Here is a 24,570-nt window from a genome sequence, read left to right as displayed (position 1 = left end):
GGCGATGAAGCGCGCTTTCCTTTCCGCCTTGTTGCTTACCGCCGCGCCCCTGCCAGCCATGGCGCAGGAAGCGAAGCCCACGGCAGACCTTTCCGCGCCGGTGCAGACGTTCGGCCGGGTCTCGTTCGATGCGCGCTCGCTGATGATCGACGGCAAGCGCCAGGTGATCTGGTCCGGCGAGTTCCACCCCTTCCGCCTGCCCAGCCCCGATCTCTGGCGCGATGTCCTCCAGAAGATGAAGGCCAGCGGGTTCAACACCGTCGCGCTCTATTTCGACTGGGGGTACCACTCGCCCAAGCAGGGCGTCTACGACTTCAGCGGCATCCGCGATCTCGACCGACTGTTGACCATGGCCGAGGAAGAAGGCCTCCTAGTCATGACCCGCGCCGGGCCATACGTGAACGCGGAAGTGTCGCGCGGCGGCTTCCCGGGCTGGCTGGTCAACCAGAAGGGCCGCGCCCGCACCGACGATCCCGAATACATGGCCGCCGCCGACGAGTGGCTGACGCAGATCAACGCGATCATCGCCCGCCACCAGATCAACGGGGATGGCAAGGGGCATAAGGGCTCCGTCATCCTCCACCAGATCGAGAACGAACTGGCGCTGACCACCCCGGCCCAGCGCCGCTACATGGACCACCTCTACGCCAAGGCGCGCGCGGACGGCATCACCGTGCCGATCTTCCACAACGACCAGGGCCGCAACGGCTACTGGGTGCCAAAAGGTTCCTCCGTGGACAAAGTCGTCCACGGCCCCAACGACATGTACGCCTTCGACGGTTATCCCGGTGGCACCTGCACCGTGGAAGGCAAGCCGACCCGCAGCGTGGCCGCGCCGGACTGGGGCTTCTACGGCCCCGGCGGCGCCAAGGGCGGCGCATCCGCCTCGCCGAAGACGCCCGGCTTCCTGGCGGAATTCGGCGGCGGCTGGTTCGACTATTGGGGCTCCAACGGCAGCTACGAGTGCAACGCGATCCAGCGCGGCAAGCGGTTCCAGCGGGTGTTCTACGGCACCAACCTGGCCAACGGCATCGGCATCCAGAGCTTCTACATGGTCTATGGCGGCACCAGCTGGGGCTGGCTGCCCGCCCCGGTGGTGTTCACCAGCTATGACTATGGCGCGGCCATCTCCGAGGCGCGAGGGCTTCGCGAAAAGGCGATGGAGATGAAGCAGCTCGGCGGGCTGATCGCCTCCGTGCCGGACCTTGCGGGCATGATCCCGGCAGGCACGCCCAAGATTTCCTCGCCCAATATCCAGGTCTACCACAACAAGAGCCCCGAAACCGACGCGCGCTTCCTGATGGTGACGCACAAGCCGTCGAACGGGCAGACCGACGACAGCTTCACCGTCACCGCCGCATTGCCGGACGGTCGCTACACGCTGCCGATGCGGCTCAACGGCTTCGACGCCAAGTGGCTGGTCGCGGGCGTGAATCTGGGCGGGCAGCGGCTGGTCTACTCGAGCTCCGAACTGCAATCGGCCTCCAAGACCGCGGATGCCGACCTGCTGCTGCTTTACGGCCGCGCCGGGGAAACCGGCGAGACGGTGCTGCGCTATACCTCCGCGCCGAAAGTCGAAGTGCTGGAAGGCGCCGCGACCAGCGCCTTCGATGCGGCGAAAGGCGACCTGAAGCTCACCTACACGCACAAGGGCCGCTCGGTTCTGCGCGTGAGCGGCGGAGAACGCGGCGACCTCCTGCTGATCCTGGCCGACGAGGCCGAAGGCGCGTATTACACCCGCGCACAGACCGCCACCGGAACCGTGCTGGTGCGCGGTCCCGAACTGGTGCGCAGCGCGGCGCTGAAGGGCGGCGGGCTGGCCCTCACCGGCGATACCGCGCAGCCGGGCGCGATCGAGGTCTGGGCACCCGCCACCGTCCGCGCGCTGACCTGGAACGGCGCGCGCGTTGCCGTCAAAACCTCCGTCGCGGGCGGCATGATGTCCACCGCGTCCCTGCCCGGCCCCGCGCCGATCACGCTTCCGGCCCTTACCGGCTGGCGCATGGCCAAGGGCTCACCCGAGGCCGATCCGCAGTTCGACGACAGCGCCTGGGCTGCGGTGGGCGGCAGCCGTCCCAACGCCAGCATCACCCAGCGCCCCGATGGCCAGCCGAACCTCGGCATGGACGCCTATGGCTTCCACGAGGGCGACGTCTGGTATCGCGGCCGCTTCGAGGGCGCGGCGGGCGCAAAGACCGTTTCCCTGTTCTATGGCGCCGGCGGTTCGGGCCTCGTGCAGGCCTGGCTGGACGGCAAGTTCATCGGCCAGGCCGAGACGCCCAGCGGCATCCCGCGCCCGATCACCACCGGCACCGTCACGCTCGACCTGCCGCCCGAAGCGCAGGCAAGCGGCAGCCATGTGCTCTCGGTCATGGTGCGCAACAACGGCCACAACTGGGATCTCGATGCGGATGACTTCCACAAGGAAGCGCGCGGGCTGATCTCGGCCTCGATCTCGCAGCCGGGCGGGCGCAGCTTCGCGGTGCCGATCGCGTGGAAGATCCAGGGCAAGCGCGGCGGCGAGGATCTGGCCGACCCGGTGCGCGGCATCGCCAACAACGGCGGGCTCCATGGCGAGCGCATGGGCTGGCACCTGCCCGGCTTCGACGACCGCAAGTGGACCGCCGCAACCCTCCCCGCCACCAGCGCCGAGCCCGGCACCACCTGGTATCGCACCGCCTTCGACCTTGCGGCACCCAAAGGACAGGACGCGACCATCGCCCTCGCCTTCGGGGATACCGAAAGCCCCCGCTCGGCGGCGAAGTATCGCGTGCTGATCTTCGTGAACGGCTGGAACATGGGCCAGTTCGTCGCCCATGTCGGCCCGCAGCGCGTATTCCCCATCCCCGAGGGCATCCTCAACCACCACGGCACCAACCACGTCGCCCTCGCCGTTACCAGCGATGGAGCACCGGGCGATGCTCTGGAGGCGGTCAAGCTCGTCACCTTGCGCAATGTGCGGGGCGGCATCCCCGTGCAGATGGTAAGCGCACCCGTCCGCCCGGACCAGTTGAAGTGACGGACGGCACGCTCACCCGGCGCCAGTTGGGCGCGGCAGGCGCCGGGGCGCTCTGCCTTGCCGCGCTGCCGGGCGCGGTGAGCGCCGCACCCAGGAAGGGCGCGCGTCCGTGGCCCTATCTGATCGGCGCGGATGTCTCCTGGATTCCCGAGGACGAAGCCGCAGACGCCACCTATTACGAAGACGGCGAGCGCAAGGATGTGCTCGCGATCTTCCGCGACGCCGGGTTCAACGCGATCAAGCTGCGCCTCTTCGTCGATCCCGCAAACGGCTATTCGAAGGGCAAGCCCGGCGGCCCCTGGTGCGACCTGCCGCGCACGATCGATTTCGCGCGGCGGATCAAGGCGGCCGGTTTCCACCTCTCGCTTACCCTCCACTATTCCGACACCTGGGCCGACCCCCAGCATCAGGACAAACCGGCCGCCTGGGCCGACCTGTCTTTCGCCAAGCTGGTCGAAGCCGTCCACCGCCACACTGAAGAGACGTTCAAGGCGATGAAGGCGGCGGGCGTCGCGCCCGATCTGGCGATCCTGGGGAACGAGACGACCTTCGGCATGCTCTGGCCCGACGGCCGCGTGCCGCTGACCATCGCCACCGGCAATCCGGTGACCGACAGGGAGCACATGAACGTCTCAGGCGCAGGCGGCTACGACAAGTTCGCCGCGTTGCTGAAGGCGGGCATCGCCGCCACCCGCGCGCAGCTTCCCGGAACGCCGATCGCGCTGCACAACCACCTCGGCCGCCACTGGCCGATCGTCCAGCACTGGACCGACAGCCTGATCGCGCGCGACGTGAATTTCGATGCGCTCGGCTTCTCCTGCTACCAGCAGGCCGCCCAGGGCGACTGGGAGCGGACGTTCGCGGAATTCAGCCGTCGCTACCCGGACAAGGGCTTCTTCGCGATCGAGTATTCCTCGCGCAAGCGCTACCTCAACGATCTTGTCCATGCCCACCCGAACGGCTGGGGAAGCTACATCTGGGAACCGACGCGCCATCAGGAAGCGATCTTCCTGATGGACGGCGCAAGCGCCGGCGAAGGCCCACGCCCGGACCTGCTCTCGCAGGGCCTCAATTCCGCCGAAGCACCCGGCGCGACCCCCTCTTCGGAGCCCGCTCCCGGCACTCCGAAACCCGAACACCACGGCGGCCGGTACGATGCCGATCCCGCCTTCCTGCAACTCTATCGCCAGATGGCGCGCGACTACGGAGTCCTGAAATGACCCACCACGCGCCCTGCCGCTGCACCGCCCACAGGAGAACTTGAGTGGCCGCTCTTACCCATGACATCCCCCGCCAGCAGGTCACCGCGGCGATCGACCTGCTCATGCACAACCTCGTCAACATCAAGGACGAGACCGGCGAATTCCTGCTGCGCCTGGAAGACGGCCGGGTGATCGACACCAAGGGCTGGGCCGGCTGGGAATGGACCCACGGCATCGGCCTGTTCGGCATGTGGCGCTATTTCGAGCAGACCGGCGACGAGAAGGCGCTGGAGATCATCCGCCAGTGGTTCGAGGATCGCTTCGCCGAAGGCACGCCCACCAAGAACATCAACACGGTGGCCCCCTTCATCACGCTGGCCTATCTCTACGAACTGGACGGCGATCCCAGCTATATCCCCTATCTCGACACCTGGGCCGAATGGCTGATGGCGCCCGATGGCCTGCCCAAGACCGAGGAAGGCGGCTTCCAGCACATCGTCTACAACGACGAGAACCCGGGCGAACTCTGGGACGACACGCTGATGATGAGCGTGCTTCCGCTGGCCAAGATCGGCCTGCTGCTGGACCGCCCGCACTATGTCGAGGAAGCCAAGCGCCAGTTCCTGGTTCACATCAAGTACCTGGCCGACCGCAAGACCGGCCTCTGGTTCCATGGCTGGGACTTCACCGACCGCCACAACTTCGCGGAAGCGCTCTGGGCGCGGGGCAACTGCTGGGTGACGATCGCGATCCCGGAGATCATCGAACTGCTCGATCTCCAGCCGGGCGATGCCTTCCGCTCGTTCCTGATCGATACGCTGGCCGCGCAAGTCCGCACGCTCGCCGCCACGCAGGATGCCGAATCCGGCCTGTGGCACACGCTGATCAACGATCCGACCAGCTACCTTGAAGCCTCCGCCACGGCGGGCTTCGCCTATGGCATCCTCAAGGCCGTGCGGAAGGGCTACCTGCCGCGCGAATACGAGGCGGTGGGCATCAAGGCGGTGCGCGGCGTCCTGGCCAATATCGACGAGACGGGCGAGCTTCAGCAAGTCAGCTTCGGCACGGCGATGGGCGACAGCCTGCAGTTCTACAAGGACATCGCGCTCACCTCGATGCCCTATGGCCAGAGCCTTGCCATCTGCGCGCTGGCCGAGTTCCTGCGGACCTATATCTGACGATGCGCGGAGCGGCGTTCCTTGCAACAGTGGGGGGCCTTGCAATAGTGGGCGGCCTTGCGGTGACGGCGAGCCTGGCGCTCGCCCATCCGGCGCAGGCGGCCGCTCCTCCGTTCGTCCATTTCGAACCCGCGCGCGGCGACTTCGTTCTTGCGAAGGATGGCCGCGCCGCGCAAGTCGTGACCGCCGCCGGGGATCACGAACTCGTCCACATCGCCGCCCAGGACTTGCGCAGCGACCTTGCCGCGGTCACTGGGGCGGTCACCGGCGCGAAATCCGGATCGGACGCGCAGATCTGGATCGGCACCCTCGGCCGCAATCCCGCGATAGACCGGCTCGTCGCGGCGGGCCGGATCGACGCGGCGAAACTGCGCGGCGCCTGGGAAAGCTTCCTGATCCTGCCCGTCTCCAACCCGGCCCCCGGCGTGAAGCAGGCGCTCATGGTGATCGGCAGCGACCGGCGCGGCACGGCCTACGGCGCTTACGAACTGTCCCGCGCTATCGGCGTCTCGCCCTGGCACTGGTGGGCGGACGTCCCCCCGGAACGACATCAGGCGCTTTACGTCTCCCCCAAGGCGCAGCGGTTCGGCCCACCTTCGGTCAAGTATCGCGGCATCTTCATCAACGACGAGGACTGGGGCCTGATTCCCTGGGCGCAAGGCAAGTTCCCCGACGAACCCGCCCCCGGTCCGAAAACCTACAGGAAAGTCTTCGATCTCCTCCTGCGGCTGAAGGCGAACACGCTCTGGCCGGCGATGCACAAGGCCAGTCGCGCCTTTAACGCCGATCCCGGCAATGCCGCCCTGGCCGAGCGCTACGGCATCGTCATGGGCACCAGCCACGCCGAACCCATGCTGCGCAACAACGTGGGCGAATGGGCCGGCAAGGCGGAAGACTTCAACTACCTGACCAATCGCGACGGCATAGGCGACTACTGGCGGGAAAGGGTGAAGAGCAACGCTGCCCACGAGACGATCTGGACGCTCGGCCTGCGCGGCATCCACGATAGCGGCATGGTCGGCCCCAAGACCGACGATGAACGCCGCCGGACGCTGGAACAGGTCTTCGCCGACCAGCGCGCGATGCTCGGACAGTCAGGGATCGCCGCCGCGCCGCAAGTCTTCACGCCCTACAAGGAAGTGCTCGACATCTACCGGGCGGGGCTGAAAGTACCCGACGACGTGACGCTGATGTGGACCGACGACAATTTCGGCTACATCCGCCACCTGCCCGACGCCTCCGAACGCGTCCGAACCGGCGGCAATGGCGTCTATTTCCATCTCTCCTACCTCGGCGCGCCGCTCTCCTACCTCTGGCTCTCGACCACCCCGCCCGCGCTCATTCGCGAGGAAATGGGACGCGCCTGGGATCATGGCGCGCGCCGGATGTGGATCGCCAATGTCGGCGACATCAAACCCGCCGAACTCCAGATCGACTACTTCCTCAGCCTGGCCTGGGACATCGAGGGGACACGGAGCCAGCCGGTCGGGACATGGGTGGGACAATGGGCCGAAAGCGCCTTGGGGAAAGGCACCGGCAAGGCTGCCGCGACCATTCTCGACGACTATTACCGGCTGAACTTCGCCCGCCGCCCGGAACATCTCCAGTGGTATCTGCCGGGAGAAAAGCCCCATGCCAGCCCGCTTTCCATCTCGGAAGCCGACGAACGCCTGGCCAGTTTCGCCGCCATGGAACGCCGCCTTGCCACACTGCGCCGCGCGATTCCCGCCGACCGGGCCGACGCCTTCTTCGAACTGCTGGACTATCCGGTTTCCGCCTCGGCGGCCGCAAACCGGCGCTTTTTCGCGGCTGAGGCGCACGATGCCCTGCGCGATGCCGAACCTGCGGAAAGCTGGCGCCGCGCCCACATCGCGGCCGAAGCCAACCAGACGCTCTCCGCACTGACCACCCGCTTCAACCGCGACATCGCCGCCGGAAAGTGGCGCGGGATCATGGCGGTGGAACCGGCGGACGGCCAGTGGCGCAGTTTCAGGCAAGCTCTTCCGGTGGTGCCCGCCCTGGTCTCCATTCCCGACCTGCCCACTACGGGCCGCGCCGCCTCCAACGCCCCCGCCACCGCGCTCCCCCAGCTGCGCCCCGACCGCTTCGCGCGCGGCAAGGGCTGGCGCCTGATCGACGGGCTGGGCCGCCACGGCGCGCTCCTCGGTGCCGGCGCAACCGCCGCCAGAGCGCGCGCTTCGATCGTCCTGCCCGCCGGACAGTGGCGCGCGATCATTGACCTCCTGCCGAGCTATCCCGCCGATAACGGCGAGAGCCTGCGGCTGACGGTGATGATCGACGGAGAACGCCACGCTGTGGACGTGCCGCGCCACACCGGCGACCGCGCCTGGACCATGGCCGTGCTCGACAACCGCATCGCGCACGCGCTTCCCGCCCTGCTCGATGCCGGCAGCCACGAGATTTCGCTCGAATCCGGCGATGCTGCCGTGATGATCGAGGCCATTCGTTTCCTGCCTGCTGACAAGCCGATTACTCCGACATAAAACCAGATCAACCGGCGCGCCCACGAAGGCGGGCCGCGAATAAGAACAAGACGGTGAAGGATCCTGTAGTGCCCGAAAGCCCGAAGACGGCCGCGCGTCCCGTGCGCCTCCGAAACTACCTCGCCTATGGCTCGAACGATGTGCTCGGCGCCGGATCGATGGCGGTCATCTCGGGCTGGGTGCTGATCTTCTACACCCAGTTCTGCGGGCTTTCGGCTGCCCAGGCGGCAACCATCTTCGCCGTCGCGCGCGTGCTGGACGCCTTCGCCTCACCGATGATCGGCTATATCTCCGACCATTTCGGCAGCACCGCGCTTGGCCGCCGGTTCGGGCGACGGCGCTTCTTCATCCTCGCCGCCATTCCGCTGCTGCCCAGCTTCGCGCTGATGTGGCTGCCGGGCCAGACCTTCTGGTACTACCTCGCCAGCTACGTGCTGTTCGAGCTTGTCTACGCGATGGAGATCATTCCGTTCGAGACGCTCGCCGCCGAGATGTCGAGCGACTATCGCACCAAGGCCAAGTTCGCCGGATCGCGCATCCTGTTCGGGCAGGCCTCGGCGATCCTCGCGGGCTTCCTGCCGTTGTGGCTGATCGAGGCGCTGGGCCGCGACAGTGCCGATACCTTCTTCTACATGGGCCTGATCTTCGCCGCGCTGTTCATGGTGACGGCCGCCATGCTCTACCTGTTCAGCTGGGAACGCCATGGGCCCCAGGGACATTCGGGCGGCACGCCCCTGCCCCAGGAACGGCGCCACTCGGCAGGCCCGCTGGAGGCGCTCAAGGCCCTCTACCGCAATCTCTTCTCGACCATGCGCATCCGCGCCTTCCGCCTGCATTTGGGCATGTACCTGGGCGGCTATATCAGCCAGGACGTTTTCAACGCGGCCTTCACCTTCTTCGTGATCTTCGCGCTGGCGGGCACGACCGCGGTCGCCTCGGGCCTGCTCGGCACGATGTATATCGTCCAGTTCGTGGCGGTGATCGTCGCCATCAACCTGGCGCTGCGCGCCTCGCCCAGCCGCGCCTACCAGATCGCCGCCGCCAGCTTCGGTGCCGGCGCGCTGAGCCTGATCGGCCTGTGGCTGGCCGGGATCGGCTCCGCCAGCCACATGATCTGGCTGCCGATCGTACTGGCGGGTCTCGGACGCGGCGCCCTCAACTACATTCCCTGGGCGACCTACAACTACATGGCGGACGTGGACGAGATCGTCACCGGCCGCCGCCGCGAGGGCGCCTTCGCCGGCGTCATGACCTTCGTGCGCAAGGCCACCCAGGCCGCTGCCGTGGCGGGCGTGGGCTTCGTGATGCAGGCGGGCGGCTTCGTCTCGGGCGCCGCGCAGCAATCCGATGGCGCGATCCGCACGATAGCCCTGCTGCTGGGGATCGGGACAGTATCGATGCTGGTTTTCGGCATCGTCGTCTCGCTCCGCTTCCGGCTCTCGCCCCGCACGCACGAAGTGCTGATGCACGAGATCGAGCACTTGCGTTCCGGCGCCCGCACGCCGTCCAGCCCGGAAGCGCAGGCCGTGGTGGAAGACCTTTCGGGCTGGCGCTACGACCAACTCTGGGGCCGCAATCCACTGGTGGAGGACGAACCCGCGTCGGCCCGGACTCGATCCGGGACCGCTGGCAAATCTTTAGGCGATGGCGTGCGGTAAAGGCGCCCAGCCGGGCGGTGGGTGAAGCGAGGCCAGCGGTCCCGGATCAGGTCCGGGACGACGGCTCATTACCCTACGAGGGCTTCCTACCCTCGTGGCGCGCGATAGCCCACGGCTTCGCTGATTTCCCCGGCCGTCGCCACGATTGCCGCAACCAGACCGTCGACGATGTCATCGGTGAGGTAATGCGCGGCGCTGGCGATCGAGATGGCAATGCAGATCTGCCGCCGCGCGTCGCGGATCGGCACGGCCAGCGAACGGACACCATCGCCAAGCTCGCTGTCGTGCAGCACATAGCCTCGCGCCTTGTGCGTGCGCATCAGCGCCACGTATTCCTTCACCGCCTTGGCCGAAACCTTGCCGCCCACGGCGTCGCGGTAGAGCTCTTCCCAGACGGCCTCGTCCTCGTCGAGCAGCAGCGCCTTGCCCAGGCCGGTTTCCGCGATCGGGCGCCGGTCGCCAGGCGCGGTGGCCACGCGCAGCCGCTGGCGGCCGGTCACGCGGTCGAGGTGGCGGGACCAGTCGCCCTCGCGCTTGCCCACGAACACGCAGAAGCCGGTCTGGTCCGACAGCTTCTCCATGAACGGCCGGGCCACGCGCACATAGTCGATCTGTTCGGTGGCCATGACGCCCAGTTCGAGCAGCTTGGGGCCAAGGCCGAAGCCCTCGCTCGTCACCGAGAGATAGCCGCGCGATTTCAGTGCCTGGACCAGCCGGTGCGCGGTGGTCTTGCTCATGCCCAGCTTGCGGGCGAGATCGGCGGCGCGGATGGGGCCGCCGATCACTTCGTCCATGATGTCGAGCGCGCGCATCAGCGTCTGCGTGCCCTTGACCTCGACTTCGGGCTTGTCGTCGCGAAGTGCCGTCATCGTTCCTGTCTTTCCCAAGTCGGGTCCACTTTGCGGGACGAGACTCCAATTGTTCCACCATGCTCTATACCTTGGAGCGTGGCGGTCAATGGGGGGAAAGGGAAGCGCGGATCAGGCGAAGGCAGCTTCGGTATCGCGCCGGATAGACAGCAGTCCGATCAGGCTCAGCACCGCCGCCACCGAGATATAGGCGCCGACGTAAAGCACGCCGCCCTCGTCCGCCAGCGTCTGCGCGATCGCCGGAGCGAAGCCGCCGCCGAAGATGCCGCCCACGTTGAAGGCGATCGACGAGCCGGTGTAACGCACCCGCGCATCGAACAGTTGCGGCAGGAGCGAGGCGATCGGGCCGTAGACGAAGCCCATCGTGAACAGGCCGAGGCACAGGAAGGCGGCGATGACCGAGAGCGAACCGGCCGCGAACATCGGGCCCATCAGCAAGCCGACGACCACCGCGCCTATGCACCCGGCGATGAGCACTCCGCGCGAAGTCCAGCGGTCCGCCGCATAGCCTGCCAGCACGATGCCCAGCGCCATGAACAGGATCGCGAAAAGCTGCACGCCCAGGAAGCTCTGGCGGTCGTAACCCAGTGTCTGGGTGCCATAGCCGAGCGCGAAAGTGGTGGTGAGGTAATAGATCGCGAAGCAGGCTATCACCGCGAAAGTGCCCGCCAGCGTTTGGCGCAAGTGGGTCGCGAACAGCTCGACGATCGGGATGGACTTCGGCGGCGCTTCTTCCAGCACGGCCTCGAACGCCGGCGTTTCCGTGAGCTTGAGGCGGATCCACAGGCCCAGCCCGACGAGTACCGAACTCAGCAGGAAGGGAATGCGCCAGCCCCAGGCCAGGAACTGGGCATCCGTCAGGGTCATGCTGAAGATCAGGAAAAGCCCGTTGGCCGCAAGGAAACCGACCGGGGCACCGAGCTGCGGGAACATGCCGAATCGCGCGCGCCAGCCCGGCGGCGCGTTCTCCACCGCCAGCAGCGCCGCCCCGCCCCACTCGCCGCCAAGGCCCAGGCCCTGTGAAAAGCGCATGAGGCACAGCAGCAGCGGGGCCAGCCAGCCGATGCTCTCGTAAGTCGGCAGCAGGCCGATGATCACGGTGGCGCCGCCCATCAGCAGGAGCGAAGCGACCAGCGTCGACTTGCGACCCACCCGGTCCCCGAAATGGCCGAACAGGGTTGCGCCCACCGGCCGCGCGATAAACGCGATCGCAAAGCTGGCGTAGGCGGCAAGCCGCTGAACCGAAGCCGATTCCGCCGGGAAGAACAGCGGCCCGAACACCAGCGCCGCAGCCGTGGCGTAGATGTAGAAGTCGTAGAACTCCACGGCGGTGCCGACCAGGCTGGCGGTCAGCACCCGCGCGTTCTTGCGGTAGACGTTCATGGCCGGCGCTCCGCGCCCGCATTGCAAAGTCTCATCCCACCGGAAAATTTCAACCGACACATTATCAACCGGCACTGGGCACCCGCGAACCACTTCCATTCAAGCGGCAGGCCTTAGGGCAATCGGCGGAAATTTACAGCCCCAAGTCGCGCAACATAATTACGCCATCCTTGTTTTACTTCAGCGCGCGGCTCCTGCGAGGCGCTTGCCGGTGACCAGCGTCTGGACGACGAACAGCACCATCAGAATGGTGCCGACGGAGCCCACGAAGACGTCGAAACCGGAAATAGCCCCGAACAGGCCGCGTCCCGAGCCCAGCACCATCATCATCGCGGTGAGGGCGATCAGCATGAAGCGCAGCTCGGTAGGCCCGGCCTGAAGGTAGGACAGCTTGAACTCACCCAACACCCGCGCGGCAAGGTAGGCGTGGATCGACAGCAGCAGATAGCCGACCAGCGCGACCATGGCGACGTCCATGGTGACGTAGGGGCTGGTGCCGATACCCCAGACGATCAGCGCCGTCGTCAAACCGTCACAGCTATGGTCTATGAAATAGCCGTAGGATGGCCGTTCGATCTTGCGGAAGCGGGCCAGGCTGCCGTCCATCGAATCGCCAAACCATTGCACCACATAGCCCGCCATGGCCAGCCACAGCCAACCCGCCGAAAGGTTGCTGGCCGCGTAGCCGCCGAAGGTCATGAAGGCGCCGACCAGGCCGGTGGCGGTCAGCAGGTCCGGCGTTACCCAGCGCGGCATGCGGGCGCAGAGCCAGGTCAAAAGCTGGCGTTCGCGCCGCGCCAGGACGTTTTCCTGGATGCGCGTGGGCGGTGCGGGATGGGCTTGGGGCTGGGTCTTGGCTGGGATTTGGGCGTTCATGCAGGTCATCTCGAAATTCGGGGGCCGGTAGGTCTGATCTTCGCAGGCATGCCGACCGGGTCAGGCCACGGCCGACCGCCTCCCGCGTGCCCGGCCCGCGAGAGGAGAATCGAAAAAGGCGTACAGAGTTCCATTGGCAGGCTCCTGTTTGCGGGAGCCCGTCGGTCTCTCAGTCGTCGACGCGCAGAATTGAGCCGACGATCGGGCGCTCATAGCCGACCATCGCCCGCTTGGCCAGTTCGGCGCTATTCGGCCAGCCCATCCCTCGCTCGCTTCGACGACAAGCGCCTGTAATCCCTCGAAACAGAGCTTGGTCCGAGGCGCCTAAAGGCGGGCGAACAGGGGGATCGGGGAGAACATCAGCGAGACCAGTCCGCCCAGGCTCAGCGCCACGAGAATGGCGCCCGTCAGTTCCATCAGGCGGCGCGGCGATATGCGGCGCGTGAACAGCGCGCCGAACGGGGCGGCGACGATGCCGCCCACCAGCAGGCCCGATGCGGCAACCGTGAAGGAATGCAGCCCCAGCCGCGCGATGAACGCGGTAAGGACGGTGACGGAAACGAAGAATTCCGCTGCATTGGCCGTTCCGATCGCCATGCGCGGGGTCATCCCCTGCGCCATCAGGTTGCCGGTGACCATCGGCCCCCAGCCGCCGCCCGAGGCGTCGAGGAACCCGGCAACGAGGCCGAGCGGCCCCACCAGCTTCATGCGGCGATAGGCCTGGGGCCGCCTTGGTCCGCGCCAGATCAGGTAGAGCCCCACGGCGGCAAGGTAGACCAGCACCGCCGGACGCAGTACCGCCATGCTGACGCTGGTCAGCACCCACACGCCCAGCAGACCCCCGGCGATGCCCGGAAGGACCAGCCGGGCGAACAGCGGCCAATCGACATTGCGCTGCAAGGCATGGCAGATCCCGGAGGCGCCGCTGGTAAAGCCCTCCACCCGATGCGTCACCGCCGAGGCGACGCCGGGCGGCAGGCCCAGCAGCACCAGCAGCGAGTTGGCCAGCACGCCGAAGCCCATGCCCAACCCGCTGTCCACCAGTTGCGCAAGAAAGCCGGCAATGATGAAAGGGGCGAGGTCGATCCAGGGAATGGCCTCCCACGATAAGCCGATGCTGTCGATCATCCGCCTGCCTTTCGGACCAGGGAAGACGCCGATCGCCCGATCCGCCCGGCCGGAGCGGTCATCATGAACAGCAGCGGGAAGCACAGGGCCAACACGGAGAGCACCGCGCTGGGCACCACCGCCGCTCCCGCCAGCCAGGGCAGCACCGCCGCCCAGATCGCCGCCACCAGCACGATCATCAACGTCCGTTCCTGCTCCTGGTCGTTGAGAGCCGAAAGATCGGCATTCACCCGGCCGTCGAACAGTGTCCTGAGCCCCCGGCCGACCCGGCTCTTGCGGTCCACCAGCATGGGCGGCAGGCTGGCATGAGCCAGGCAGCCCAGCCCGGCCCCGACCATCCGCAGGCCCACGGCACTGGCGAAGCGGCGATATTCGGGGTTGCGGTCGCTGAGCACCCGGAGGCCCGCGCGCCCGCCGAATGCGAGGTCTGCCAGCGCGTTGCTCTCGGTAGCGGGGGCCACTACCGGCGCGGCTTCCTGCTGGGTCGCCACCACCCATTCGAGAATGGCCGAAGGCACGTCGTACCCGGTCGCGCGCTCCAGCCCCTGGAAGCCGGGGGCCGAGTTCGCCTCGCAGATGCGATAGCCTTCCTCGTCGAAGAGAATGTCGATGCCGGTGACGTCCAGTTCCAGCACGTCGGCCGCCTGCACGGCCAGTTCCGCCATTTCCGGTGGCGGGTTGTAGGCGATGCCCACGCCCCCCAGCGAGACGTTGGACTTGAAGCCGCCGGTCAGCGAGCGCCGCTCCATCGCCGCGATCACCCGCCCGCCCACCACCAGCACGCGCACATCGCGCCCGTGGCTGGCGCGGACGTAGTGCTGGAGGATGAAGTCCGCCTGGGCATCGGCGCTTTCCAGCAGGCCGGCGAGATCCTCGAACTGGTTGCGGTCCTCGCACTTGAGCACGCCTGCGCCGCGCGTGCCCTTCAGCGTCTTGACGATGACCGGGAAGCCGAGTTCGCGCTCCACCAGGTCCACGTCCATGGGGAAGCTGCCGAGAATCGTGCGCGGGATCGGCAGGCCGGCGCGGTTCAGGGTTTGCAGGGTGTGGAGCTTGTCGGCCACCTGTTCGATGGTGGCCGGGCCGTTGACCAGCCGCACGCCGCGCCGTTCGAGGTGGCGCAGCACGGCGAGCGTGAAGTAGTCCGTCTCCGCGCCGGTGCGACAGATCACGAAATCGGGACGCTCGACGAGGCGGCCCTGATAGGTCGTGCTCCAGTCCTCCTCTGCACCCACCACCAGATCGAACTTGTGGGGGTGGAGCACCAGCAGCTCAATCCCCATCGCGGTGGCCGCTTCCTGGAAACGAAGCACCTCGGGGACTTCGGAATTCGCGGGATCGAGTTCCCGATGAAACAGTATCCAGCCACGCAAGGCTTCATTCCCCCAGGATAGACGGCGGTAATTCAACGCATTAGAAATGCAGCATATTCGGTTGTCGTATCGTGCGGAGTGCCTTGGTGCCACGCAAAAGAACGCCCGCCAACGTTCTTTGGTTGCCTGTCACATGCCGCGCAGAAAGCCTCGCCAATAACCCGACGGAAGTTTTCGGGTTCCTTCATCGGCCCAACGCCTTATGCACGGAGGAAACGCCGCGCACCGAAGGAGAGAGTGCACCATGATCCGCCACTTGCCCTGGCTTCTCACCGGCCTGGTCGGCGCCGTCTCGCTGACGGTCGTCGCGGTTTCCCGAGGGGAGGCCGTGAACGCGCTGTGGATCGTGGTGGCCGCCGTCTGCTGCTTCCTGGTCGCCTATCGCTATTACGCGCTGTTCATCGCCCGCCATGTGATGAAGCTGGACCCCTCGCGGCCCACCCCCGCCATCCGCCGCGCAGACGGGCTGGACTATGTGGCGACCGACCGCACCGTGCTGTTCGGCCATCACTTCGCCGCCATCGCGGGCGCGGGGCCGCTCGTCGGGCCGGTGCTGGCGGCGCAGATGGGCTATCTGCCCGGCACGCTCTGGATCATCGGCGGCGTGGTGCTGGCAGGCGCGGTGCAGGATTTCATGGTGCTGTTCATCTCGATGCGGCGCGACGGGCGCTCGTTGGGCGAGTTGATCCGCATGGAAATGGGCCAGACGGCGGGGACAATCGCACTGTTCGGCGCCTTCATGATCATGGTGATCATCCTGGCCGTGCTGGCGCTGATCGTCGTCAAGGCATTGGCGGAAAGCCCCTGGGGCATGTTCACCGTGGCCGCCACGGTGCCGCTGGCCATGGTGATGGGCGCTTATACCCGCTGGATCCGGCCGGGCCGGATCGGCGAAGTTTCCATCCTCGGCCTTGTCGGCCTGCTTGCCGCCATCGTCTATGGCCAGGCGATCGCGCAGTCGCCGGTCTGGGGGCCGCTGTTCACCTTCACGCCGGTGCAGCTCTGCTGGATCCTGATCGGCTACGGCGCGGTCGCCTCGGTCCTGCCGGTCTGGCTGCTGCTGGCGCCGCGCGACTATCTTTCGACCTTCCTCAAGATCGGCGCCATCGCCGCGCTGGCGATCGGCATCGTCATCATGGCCCCGCCGCTGCGGATGCCGGCGCTGACCGACTTCGTAAGCGGCGGCGGGCCGGTGTTTTCGGGCGGGCTGTTCCCGTTCCTGTTCATCACCATCGCCTGCGGGGCGGTGTCCGGCTTTCACGCCTTGATCGCCAGCGGCACCACGCCCAAGCTGATCGCCAGCGAGAGCGACGCCCCGCTGATCGGCTACGGCGCCATGCTGATGGAAGCCTTCGTGGCGATCATGGCACTGGTGGGCGCCTCGATCCTCGATCCGGGCATCTATTTCACGATGAACAGCCCCGCCGCGCTGATCGGCACCGATGCCGCGAGCGCGTCGCAAGCGGTGACCGCGATGGGCTTTCCCATCTCGCCCGAGGCTATCGCCCAGACCGCACGCGACGTGGGCGAACACACCATCATCTCACGCGCGGGCGGAGCACCCACGCTCGCCGTCGCAATGGCCGAGATTTTCTCGCACGTCGTCGGCGGACCGGCGATGAAGGCGTTCTGGTACCATTTCGCGATCCTGTTCGAGGCCCTGTTCATCCTCACTGCCGTGGACGCCGGCACCCGCGCGGGCCGCTTCATGTTGCAGGACCTGATGGCCCTGGCCGTGCCCAGCCTCAACGACAGCCGGAGCCAGGTGCCCGGCTTGATCGCAACGGCGCTCTGCGTGGCGGCTTGGGGCTTCTTCCTTCATCAGGGCGTCACCGATCCGCTGGGCGGGGTGAACACGCTCTGGCCGGTGTTCGGGATATCGAACCAGATGCTCGCCGCGATCGCCTTGATGCTGGCGACCGCCGTGCTGTTCCGCATGAAGCGCGACCGCTACGCCTGGGTCACGCTGGTGCCGACCGCATGGTTGCTGGTCTGCACGATCTCGGCGGGCTGGCTGAAGCTGTTCTCCGCCGATCCCACCGTGGGCTTCCTGGCGCATGGCGCGAAGTTTTCCGCCGCGCTGGAACGGGGCGAGCTGCTGGCTCCGGCCAAGTCGATCGAGCAGATGGAGCGCATCGTCTTCAACGACCGCGTGGACGCCGCGCTGGTGGCGGTGTTCCTGGCCGTCGTACTCTCGCTGATGGTCTTCACCTGGCGCACCTGCATGGCCTCGCGCCGCAGCGCCGTGCCGACCGTCCATGAGATTCCAGCCGCTGCGGTGGTGGCGTGAGCCTGCTGCGGACCCTGCGCCGCATGGCCCGTCTGATGGTCGGCGTACCCGACTATGACGATTACGTCCGGCACATGGCCGCGAATCACCCGGAGCGCCCGGTGATGGATCGCACGGCGTTCTTCAGGGATCGACAGGAGGCCCGATACGGCGGCAAGAACGGCGGGCGCTGCTGTTGATTCAGGTGCTACCGATACGCTTGCACGATGGCGGTGGGAAAAGACGCATAAGTCAGGTGGGGCCTATCCTGCCCCGCCCCCACCCCTCAGTGGCGACGAATCACCAGCTTGGTCTCGCCGCAGAGGCTGCATGCCTCCTTGCTGCGGACGAAGCCGTTCGTTCCCACCAGTTCGCGGGTCTGGACATCCGCATGATGGAGCACGCTGAGGCCCAGCCGCTGCGTGATGCAGTCGTCGCAGACCGGCTCCGGCGCCAGTCGCGCGACGAGTTTCTCGATGTCTTGCAGGATCGTCATGTTCATTGCCCTCGACCTGCCCGTGCCAGCTTGGCGCGGTCCCGGCAATGGCAATTACGATAGTTCGAGTTTCGCTACGGTAAACTCACCAGCCCGGCGATGGGCAGGCTCGCCGCGGTCCGCCGGGAAGCAACACCATTCGCGGTTGCCCTCTTCAAATGTTAGCGCTATCTTCGAACCACAAGAGTAAACCCACCGGGAGATCGATGTGTCTAGGCGAATCCACGCAGCCCTTGCGGCAACCGCTTTCTGCGGCCTGATCACCGCCTGCAACGGCACGGGCGGCGCGCCTGAACCCACCGCTTCGGCCGATGTCACACAGGCGGGGGCCACGCAGGCGGATGCGTCCGGCAAGAAGTACCTGTCGCAGCCGCTGGTCAGCGAAATCTACACCGCCGACCCCTCCGCCCATGTGTGGAACGACAAGTTCTACATTTACAACAGCCACGACATCGACGGCCCCGCCGTGGAAGACGACATGGGCAGCCACTTCGAGATGCGCGACTATCATGTCCTGTCGATGGACAAGGTTGGCGGCAAGGTCACCATCGGGCCGGTGGCGCTGGACGTGAGCCAGGTGCCCTGGGCCTCCAAGCAGATGTGGGCGCCCGACGCGGCCTTCAAGAACGGTACTTACTATTTCTACTTCCCGGCCAAGGACAAGCAGGGCGCCTTCCGCATCGGCGTGGCCACGTCCAAGGATCCCATGGGTCCGTTCAAGCCGCAGCCGCAGCCGATCAAGGGCAGCTACTCTATGGACCCCGCCGTCTTCACCGACGACGACGGCCAGAGCTACATGTACTTCGGCGGCATCTGGGGCGGCCAGCTCCAGCGCAACGTGAACAGCAAGTACGATCCCAACGGTTCCAAGACCGACCTCCAGGCCGACGACAAGCCCGCCCTGCTCCCCCGCGTGGCCCGCATGAACGGCGACATGCTGGAATTCGCCGAGGCCCCGCGCGAGGTGAAGATCGTGGACGAGAAGGGCAAGCTCCTGCTCGGCGGCGACCATGATCGCCGCTTCTTCGAGGGCTCGTGGATGCACAGGTACAACGGCAAGTACTACTTCAGCTACTCGACCGGCGACACGCACTACCTCGCCTACGGCATCGGCGATTCGCCCTATGGCCCCTTCACCTACAAGGGCCGCATCCTGGAGCCGGTGGAAGGCTGGACCACGCACCATTCGATCGTCGAGAAGGACGGCAAGTGGTGGCTGTTCTATGCCGACAGCCAGCTCTCCGGCCAGACGCGCCTGCGCAACGTGAAGGTGACGGAGCTGCACTACAACGAAGACGGCACGATCAAGACCATCGATCCCTTCGTACGCTGAGGACGGACGGGGATGGCGAAAAGGCACGCTGGTCTGCTGATCGCGGCGCTGCTTGCCGCCATCCCGCTTCCTGCTTTCGCGGCGCCTGCTCCGCAGATGGCGCTGACTTTCGACGACCTGCCCGCACACCCGCCATATCCGGCGGGCGAAACGCCGGTATCGGTAATCGACGCCATCGTGGCGGCGCTGAAGCACGAGCGAGCGCCGGCGTTCGGCTTCGTCAACGCCGGCAAGGGTAAGCCCGGCGAACTCGGCACCGTGCTCACGCACTGGCGGGCGGCCGGGCTGCCTTTCGGCAATCACGGCTACAACCACCTCAATCTCGACAAAGTAGGCACGGCGCAGTTCGTCGCGGAGATCGACCACAACCAGGCCGTGCTCGGCCCGGACGGGATGAAACGGCTACTGCGCTATCCCTTCCTGGTCGAGGGCAAGGATCCCGAGACGCGCGACAGCGTTCGCAAGGCCCTGGCCGAGCGAGGCTATCGCATCGCCGGGGTCACCCTCTCGTTCGATGACTGGGCCTGGAACGCGCCCTATGCGCGCTGCTCGGCCCAGGGGAACGCAGCGGCAATCGCCGATCTGGAAGCCCGCTATCTGGACGCCGCGCGCCGCGATGCCGAGGCAGCCCGCACTGCTTCGCAGCAAAGGTTCGCGCGGGACGTGCCCTATGTCCTGCTGCTTCACGTCGGCGCCTTCGGGGCGCGGATGCTGCCACGGCTGCTGGCGCTCTATCGCGAGATGGGCTTCCGGTTCATTTCCCTGGAAGAGGCCCAGCAGGACACGTTCTACGCCTCGACCGACCCGGCAAGGCCCGGCCCTTCACCGGCCTTGCTGCGGACGACTCCGCTCGCGAAACCGGGGGATGAGATCTGCCCGACCTGATCGTCGTCCCGGACCTGATCCGGGACCGCTGGCAATTCTTTAGGCGATAGCTTGCGTGACAGCGCCCCGGCGCAACGTGGGCCGTTCACGGCCAGCGGTCCCGGATCAAGTCCGGGACGACGTACCCTCCATCTCTACCGCAGCAGCTCCAGCGGAATGGCCTCGCCCATGGCCTTGTACCCGGCTGGGTTCGGATGCAGGGCATCGCCCACGTCATAGGCCGGATTGAGCCTGTCCGGCCGGGCCGGGTCGCGCATGACCTTGTCGAAATCGATCACGCCGTCGAAATTGCCGGGCTCGCGAATCCAGGCGTTGATGGCCTGCCGGTCCGCTTCATTGGCCGCGTCGGGATGATAATACTCCGTTCCCATGTAGGGCAGCAGCGTCGCGCCGTGGACCTTGATCCCGCGGGCATGGGCGCGCGCCACGATCTGCGCATAGGCGCCGGTGATCTGTTCGACCATCGCCGCATGTTCCCCGGCGCTGACCGGCTGGAGACGCGTGAGATTGCCGAGGTCGTTGATCCCCTCCAGCAGGATCAGGTGGGTGACGCCCGGAAGCGCCAGAACGTCGCGATCGAGCCGGGTCATGGCGTTTGGACCGAGACCGTCGAGCAGCACGCGGTTCCCGCCGATGCCCTGGTTGATCACCGCCCGCTTGCCACCCAGGCGACGCGCAAGCACGTCCGTCCAGCGATCGTTGCCGTTGGTGGTGGTGCCGCGCCCGTCCGTGATGGAATCGCCGAGCGCCACGACGGCGCCGCCGCCGCAGGCACGCGCCTCGATGCCGGAGAGCATGTACCAGTGGTCTACCTTGGCGGCGGCAGGCAGGTCTACATCGGCCACATGATCGCCCGCCAGCCAGTAGGAGGTTGCCCGCGAACCGGGGTGGGAGGTCTGGCGGCCGGGCACGTCTGCGAGGTGGATCGAGATCGCGAGATCGTCGAAGGCCCTCAGCGGCAGGTCGATCGGATCGGAGAGCCAGTCGGCGCCGGGCGGGATCGTGACGCGGGGCTTGCCGGAGAAGCTCAGGCGCGTGACCGAACCCGCATTCACGGCGGCGCTGCCCGGCTGCACCGCCCGCGCCAGAGTCGCGCTCTCGATCACCAGGGGGGCGTCTCCGAAGGCGTTGGAAAACCGCACCCGCAACCCGCTGCCGCCGATCGACGGCCGCACGATCTGCCGCAGCGTCACATCGCGCCGTGCCTCCGCCGGCAGCGCATTGTCGGCGCCGGGCTCCATCTGCGACGAGCCCCAGGCGGCCACCCAGGGACAGGCTGCCGCTGCCGCCGGAATTCCCGGCAGGGTCATCAGCAGCGCTGCGGCGGTCGCGGCAAGTCGGCGGTTTCTCGGCTGCATGATATCAACCCTCAAAAGAAAAGAGCCGGCGACCGAAGGCCGCCGGCTCGAAGGTTTCAGGGAGGAGGAGATCCCTGACAAGAACGAAATATCGAACGCGATCAGAAGTTCGCGCGCAGGCCCAGCAGCACCTGACGGCCCGGATAATAGACCGAGTAGGCGGCGTTCGAATACTGGAAGGTCGTGCGGATCGGCTCGTTCGTGATGTTCAGCACGTCGAGCGTCAGGCGCACGGCCTTGTCGAGGAAGGGCAACTGATAGCCGGCCGACATGTCCAGCTGGCCGCGGGCATCCGAGCGCAGCGCGGCACCGGGGATGTTGTTCTGCGGACCGTTCACGGCAATCGACTTGTCGTTCCAGACGTAGTTCAGGCTGACCGACAGGCCGCCGTTTTCGTAGAAGCCCTGAAGGTTGTACGAATAGGGCGAAACGCCGGTGGCAACCAGGCCCGAAGACGACGACTGCTTCAGGTACGTGCCGTTGGCCGAGAAGCCTAGGCCCTGGAACAGGAAGTCCAGCGGCTGCACCCAGGTGACTTCGATGCCCTTGATCTTGAGGTCCGAGAGGTTGATCGGGCGGTTCACCGTGATCGGCAGGTCGGCGATCGCCACGCCGGTGGCGGCTGCGCGGTTGCGCAGGGCGTCCTGCTGGGTGGAGATCAGGCTGTCGAACGGAATGTTCAGCGAGCCGAAGCTGGCGCTGGTGACCTGCGTCTCGGTGAAGCCCTGGATGTTCTTCATGAAGGCCGACACGCCGACGTAACCGATGCCGCCGGTGTAGAATTCACCGCCGATATCGAAGTTGTCCGAGGTGTAGGGTGTCAGGTCAGGATTGCCCGCGGTCGCCACCAGCGCCGAAGGATCGGAGAAGGTGATGCCCGGCAGGATCTGGCCTGCGTCCGGACGGGTCATGGTGCGCGACGCCGAGGCACGAATCTTGACGTTGTCCAGCAGGTCGTAGGTCAGGTTGATCGACGGCAGGAAGTTGTCGTAGTTCGACTTCGAGGTGATATCGACGATCGTGGTGCCGACCTGGCTCGGTCCGACGACGACCTGGCGGGTATGGGCATAACGCATGCCCGCATTGGCATGCAGATCACGGCCGAACAGCTGGGTTACGCCGTTCAGTTCGAAGTAGGCGCCCCAGACCGTCTCGTCCATGTCGCCCGTGGCGCCGCCGGTCACCGCGCCGCGTGCTTCCGGCGCGCTGTCGCGATAGCTGGCGTAGTCGGTGGCGGCCTTCAGTGCGTCAAAGTCCGGCACGACGAAGGCGTTGTAACCAACGCTGCCGCTGGCGAGATGGCCGAAATTGTTCACCGGGAACTGCTTCAGGTACTGCGCGATGGCGGTGGTCGGTACTGTGCCGGTGGCGCCGGTGCAGCCCGTGCCGCAGACAGAAAGCTGGTAGGCGGTGCTGTTGTCATAAGCGCGGATCGAGCGCTGGGCCCGGTCGTAGGCGCCGCCGATCTTGATGCTGAACTGATCGTCGCCGATCGTGGTATCGAGGTGGGCACCCTTGGTCTCGGTGCTGCGACGCACGAGCTGGATGTTCTGGCGATACCACTGCCAGCCGAGGTTTGGATTGTTGAGATCGACGTTGGTGGTGATCAGCGGACGGTTCGCCGCGCCGGTGTTGTCATAGTAGACGTCCACGCCCGAATTCGGCGCAGTCTGGAACGCGAAGGTCGGCTGTTCGCGGAAGAACTCGCTCTTCGACCAGTTGGCACTGGCTTCCACCTTCACGGTGTCGGAAGGCTGCCAGGTCAGGCTGGGATTGATGTTCCAGAACTTGGTGGTCTGCTTGAACTGGCTGGCTTCGAGGAAGAACGACGAGTTGGCGAAGGTGCCGCTGGTGACCACGCCGTTGTCATCCACGGTGAGGTCGATCGGGATCATGCCGCCGGTCGCCTGCGCGCCGGTGCCGGGGCCCGAATTGCGGACCTGCCAGTTCATGTTGATCTTGTTGTAGTTGCGCTTGGACTTCGCCCAGATGCCGTCGAGTGCGAAGTGCAGCTCGTCGCTGGGACGCCATTCGAGCGCTGCCAGCGCCGAGATACGCGAACGGTCGCCGGTGGTCAGGCTGTTGCGGCCGAGGCGGGGAAGCAGCGCGGTGCTGAGCTGGCTGCGCGTCAGGCCAGAGGTGGCGACGACGTCCACCGGCTGGCCGGGAACGAGGCCGTGACCGGCATTGGCCGGGACGACAGAGGCCCAGTTCCAGTTGTTGTTGCCGGCATCGCCAGCCCCCAGGCTGCCGTCGCCCCAGCCCACGGTCTCGAAGCCGTCGACGCGGGTCTTGGTCTTCACGCCGGCCACGCCGACGAGGATGCCGAAGGTATCCGTCGTATGGCTGGCGACGAGCGCGCCGCGCGGGCTGATCTTGCCGTTGCTGTCGGTGTACTGGCCCTGCGCCACGGCGGTGATGTGGGTGCCTTCCTTGTCGAAGGGACGGGCGTTGCGCAAGTTGACGGTGCCGGCGATGCCGCCTTCGAGGGTCGAGGGCGTCGGGCTCTTGGCAAGGTCGAGGCGGGTGAAGAGTTCGGACGGGAAGAAGTCCAGATCGACTTCACGGTTGGCGCTGCCGCCGTTGGTGCCGCCGTCGGACGCGACCTGGAGCTGCGAGCCGTTCAGCAGCACACGGGTGAAGCTGGGGCCGAGACCGCGAATGGCCACCTGGGTGCCTTCGCCGTTGATGTCGCGGTTGAGGCGCACGCCCGGCATGCGGTTCAGCGTTTCGGCAAGGTTGGTGGCGGGCAGCTTGCCGATGTCTTCGGCGAAGATCGAATCCCCGAAGGTCACTGCGTCGCGCTTGGCATTGGTGGCGCTCTGGAGCGAGGCGCGGATGCCGGTGACGATGATGTCGCCGGCCGAAGGTTCATCGCTCTGGGGTGCCGGATCGGCGACGGTCGTGTCGGCGGCAGTATCCTGGGCAGTACCCTGCGCAAAGGCGGCAGGCGCGGCAACTCCCGAGAGCGCGGCTGCGCTCAGGAGAACGGCACGAACGGAAATACGGTTGGATCGCATTGGATATCCCCTCCCATGT

17 protein-coding genes are annotated in these 24,570 nt (G+C 66.5%); 9 read left to right on the top strand and 8 right to left on the bottom strand.

Annotation, left to right across the window (positions count from 1 at the left end; all coding sequences use genetic code 11):
* Positions 1-4: 4 nt before the first annotated feature.
* The 5 genes from ACI3K3_RS12765 (at position 5) to ACI3K3_RS12745 (ending at position 9,561) form a co-directional block, all read left to right on the top strand.
* Complete coding sequence (locus ACI3K3_RS12765; RefSeq protein ID WP_404914196.1) at positions 5-3,019, top strand: glycoside hydrolase family 35 protein; 3,015 nt, start codon at positions 5-7, stop codon at positions 3,017-3,019.
* Positions 3,016-4,239: a glycosyl hydrolase 53 family protein gene (locus ACI3K3_RS12760; RefSeq protein ID WP_404914194.1), complete on the top strand. Its 1,224-nt coding sequence runs from the start codon at positions 3,016-3,018 to the stop codon at positions 4,237-4,239. The genes ACI3K3_RS12765 and ACI3K3_RS12760 overlap by 4 nt, the downstream gene beginning before the upstream one ends.
* Before the next feature lie 44 nt (positions 4,240-4,283).
* Positions 4,284-5,399 carry a glycoside hydrolase family 105 protein gene (locus tag ACI3K3_RS12755; RefSeq protein WP_404914192.1) on the top strand — a complete coding sequence of 372 codons (1,116 nt, stop codon included), beginning with the start codon at positions 4,284-4,286 and terminating at the stop codon, positions 5,397-5,399.
* A gap of 62 nt (positions 5,400-5,461) precedes the next feature.
* On the top strand, positions 5,462-7,903 hold the full coding sequence (locus tag ACI3K3_RS12750) for a glycosyl hydrolase 115 family protein (RefSeq protein WP_404914190.1): 2,442 nt from the start codon (positions 5,462-5,464) through the stop codon (positions 7,901-7,903).
* A gap of 53 nt (positions 7,904-7,956) precedes the next feature.
* Positions 7,957-9,561: an MFS transporter gene (locus tag ACI3K3_RS12745; protein WP_404914188.1), complete on the top strand. Its 1,605-nt coding sequence runs from the start codon at positions 7,957-7,959 to the stop codon at positions 9,559-9,561.
* Between the two features lie 86 nt (positions 9,562-9,647).
* Here ACI3K3_RS12745 and ACI3K3_RS12740 read toward each other — a convergent pair whose 3' ends face one another.
* The 5 genes from ACI3K3_RS12740 to ACI3K3_RS12720 all read right to left on the bottom strand — a co-directional run bounded on the left by ACI3K3_RS12740 (position 9,648) and on the right by ACI3K3_RS12720 (position 15,190).
* Positions 9,648-10,430, bottom strand: a complete 783-nt coding sequence (locus ACI3K3_RS12740) for an IclR family transcriptional regulator (protein WP_404914186.1) — start codon at positions 10,428-10,430, stop codon at positions 9,648-9,650.
* Between the two features lie 111 nt (positions 10,431-10,541).
* The gene (locus tag ACI3K3_RS12735; protein WP_404914184.1) at positions 10,542-11,813 is read right to left on the bottom strand and encodes an MFS transporter; all 1,272 of its coding nucleotides are present in this window, start codon (positions 11,811-11,813) and stop codon (positions 10,542-10,544) included.
* A 180-nt stretch (positions 11,814-11,993) separates the two neighbouring features.
* Entirely contained in the window at positions 11,994-12,689 is a 696-nt protein-coding gene (locus ACI3K3_RS12730; protein WP_404914182.1) for a CDP-alcohol phosphatidyltransferase family protein, read from the bottom strand.
* Positions 12,690-13,013: 324 nt separating this feature from the next.
* Positions 13,014-13,817 (bottom strand): sulfite exporter TauE/SafE family protein, encoded by an 804-nt coding sequence (locus tag ACI3K3_RS12725; RefSeq protein WP_404914180.1) that lies wholly within the window; start codon positions 13,815-13,817, stop codon positions 13,014-13,016.
* Positions 13,814-15,190 (bottom strand): RimK family alpha-L-glutamate ligase, encoded by a 1,377-nt coding sequence (locus ACI3K3_RS12720; protein ID WP_404914178.1) that lies wholly within the window; start codon positions 15,188-15,190, stop codon positions 13,814-13,816. Before ACI3K3_RS12720 ends, ACI3K3_RS12725 begins: the two co-directional genes overlap by 4 nt.
* Positions 15,191-15,434: 244 nt before the next feature.
* Between ACI3K3_RS12720 and ACI3K3_RS12715 the strand changes: the two genes are divergently transcribed.
* Positions 15,435-17,480 carry a carbon starvation CstA family protein gene (locus ACI3K3_RS12715; RefSeq protein ID WP_404914176.1) on the top strand — a complete coding sequence of 682 codons (2,046 nt, stop codon included), beginning with the start codon at positions 15,435-15,437 and terminating at the stop codon, positions 17,478-17,480.
* Positions 17,477-17,659, top strand: a complete 183-nt coding sequence (locus ACI3K3_RS12710; protein ID WP_404914174.1) for a YbdD/YjiX family protein — start codon at positions 17,477-17,479, stop codon at positions 17,657-17,659. The genes ACI3K3_RS12715 and ACI3K3_RS12710 overlap by 4 nt, the downstream gene beginning before the upstream one ends.
* An 86-nt stretch (positions 17,660-17,745) precedes the next feature.
* Here ACI3K3_RS12710 and ACI3K3_RS12705 read toward each other — a convergent pair whose 3' ends face one another.
* Positions 17,746-17,955: a hypothetical protein gene (locus ACI3K3_RS12705; RefSeq protein ID WP_313434621.1), complete on the bottom strand. Its 210-nt coding sequence runs from the start codon at positions 17,953-17,955 to the stop codon at positions 17,746-17,748.
* A 202-nt stretch (positions 17,956-18,157) separates the two neighbouring features.
* Between ACI3K3_RS12705 and ACI3K3_RS12700 the strand changes: the two genes are divergently transcribed.
* Positions 18,158-19,288 carry a glycoside hydrolase family 43 protein gene (locus ACI3K3_RS12700; protein WP_404914219.1) on the top strand — a complete coding sequence of 377 codons (1,131 nt, stop codon included), beginning with the start codon at positions 18,158-18,160 and terminating at the stop codon, positions 19,286-19,288.
* A 12-nt stretch (positions 19,289-19,300) separates the two neighbouring features.
* A complete protein-coding gene (locus ACI3K3_RS12695; protein ID WP_404914172.1) occupies positions 19,301-20,173 on the top strand; it encodes a polysaccharide deacetylase family protein in 873 nt (290 codons plus the stop codon).
* 134 nt (positions 20,174-20,307) lie between these two features.
* Here the strand turns inward: ACI3K3_RS12695 and ACI3K3_RS12690 are convergent, their stop codons facing one another.
* Positions 20,308-21,531 (bottom strand): SGNH/GDSL hydrolase family protein, encoded by a 1,224-nt coding sequence (locus ACI3K3_RS12690; protein WP_404914170.1) that lies wholly within the window; start codon positions 21,529-21,531, stop codon positions 20,308-20,310.
* Between the two features lie 101 nt (positions 21,532-21,632).
* Positions 21,633-24,551 carry a TonB-dependent receptor gene (locus ACI3K3_RS12685; RefSeq protein WP_404914168.1) on the bottom strand — a complete coding sequence of 973 codons (2,919 nt, stop codon included), beginning with the start codon at positions 24,549-24,551 and terminating at the stop codon, positions 21,633-21,635.
* Between the last annotated feature and the right edge of the window lie 19 nt (positions 24,552-24,570).

It is taken from the genome of Novosphingobium sp. ZW T3_23 (assembly GCF_044987305.1).
In the GTDB taxonomy this organism is placed as follows: domain Bacteria; phylum Pseudomonadota; class Alphaproteobacteria; order Sphingomonadales; family Sphingomonadaceae; genus Novosphingobium.
Note: the sequence above shows the minus strand (reverse complement) of the source record. Positions and strands in the feature narration are given on the sequence as shown.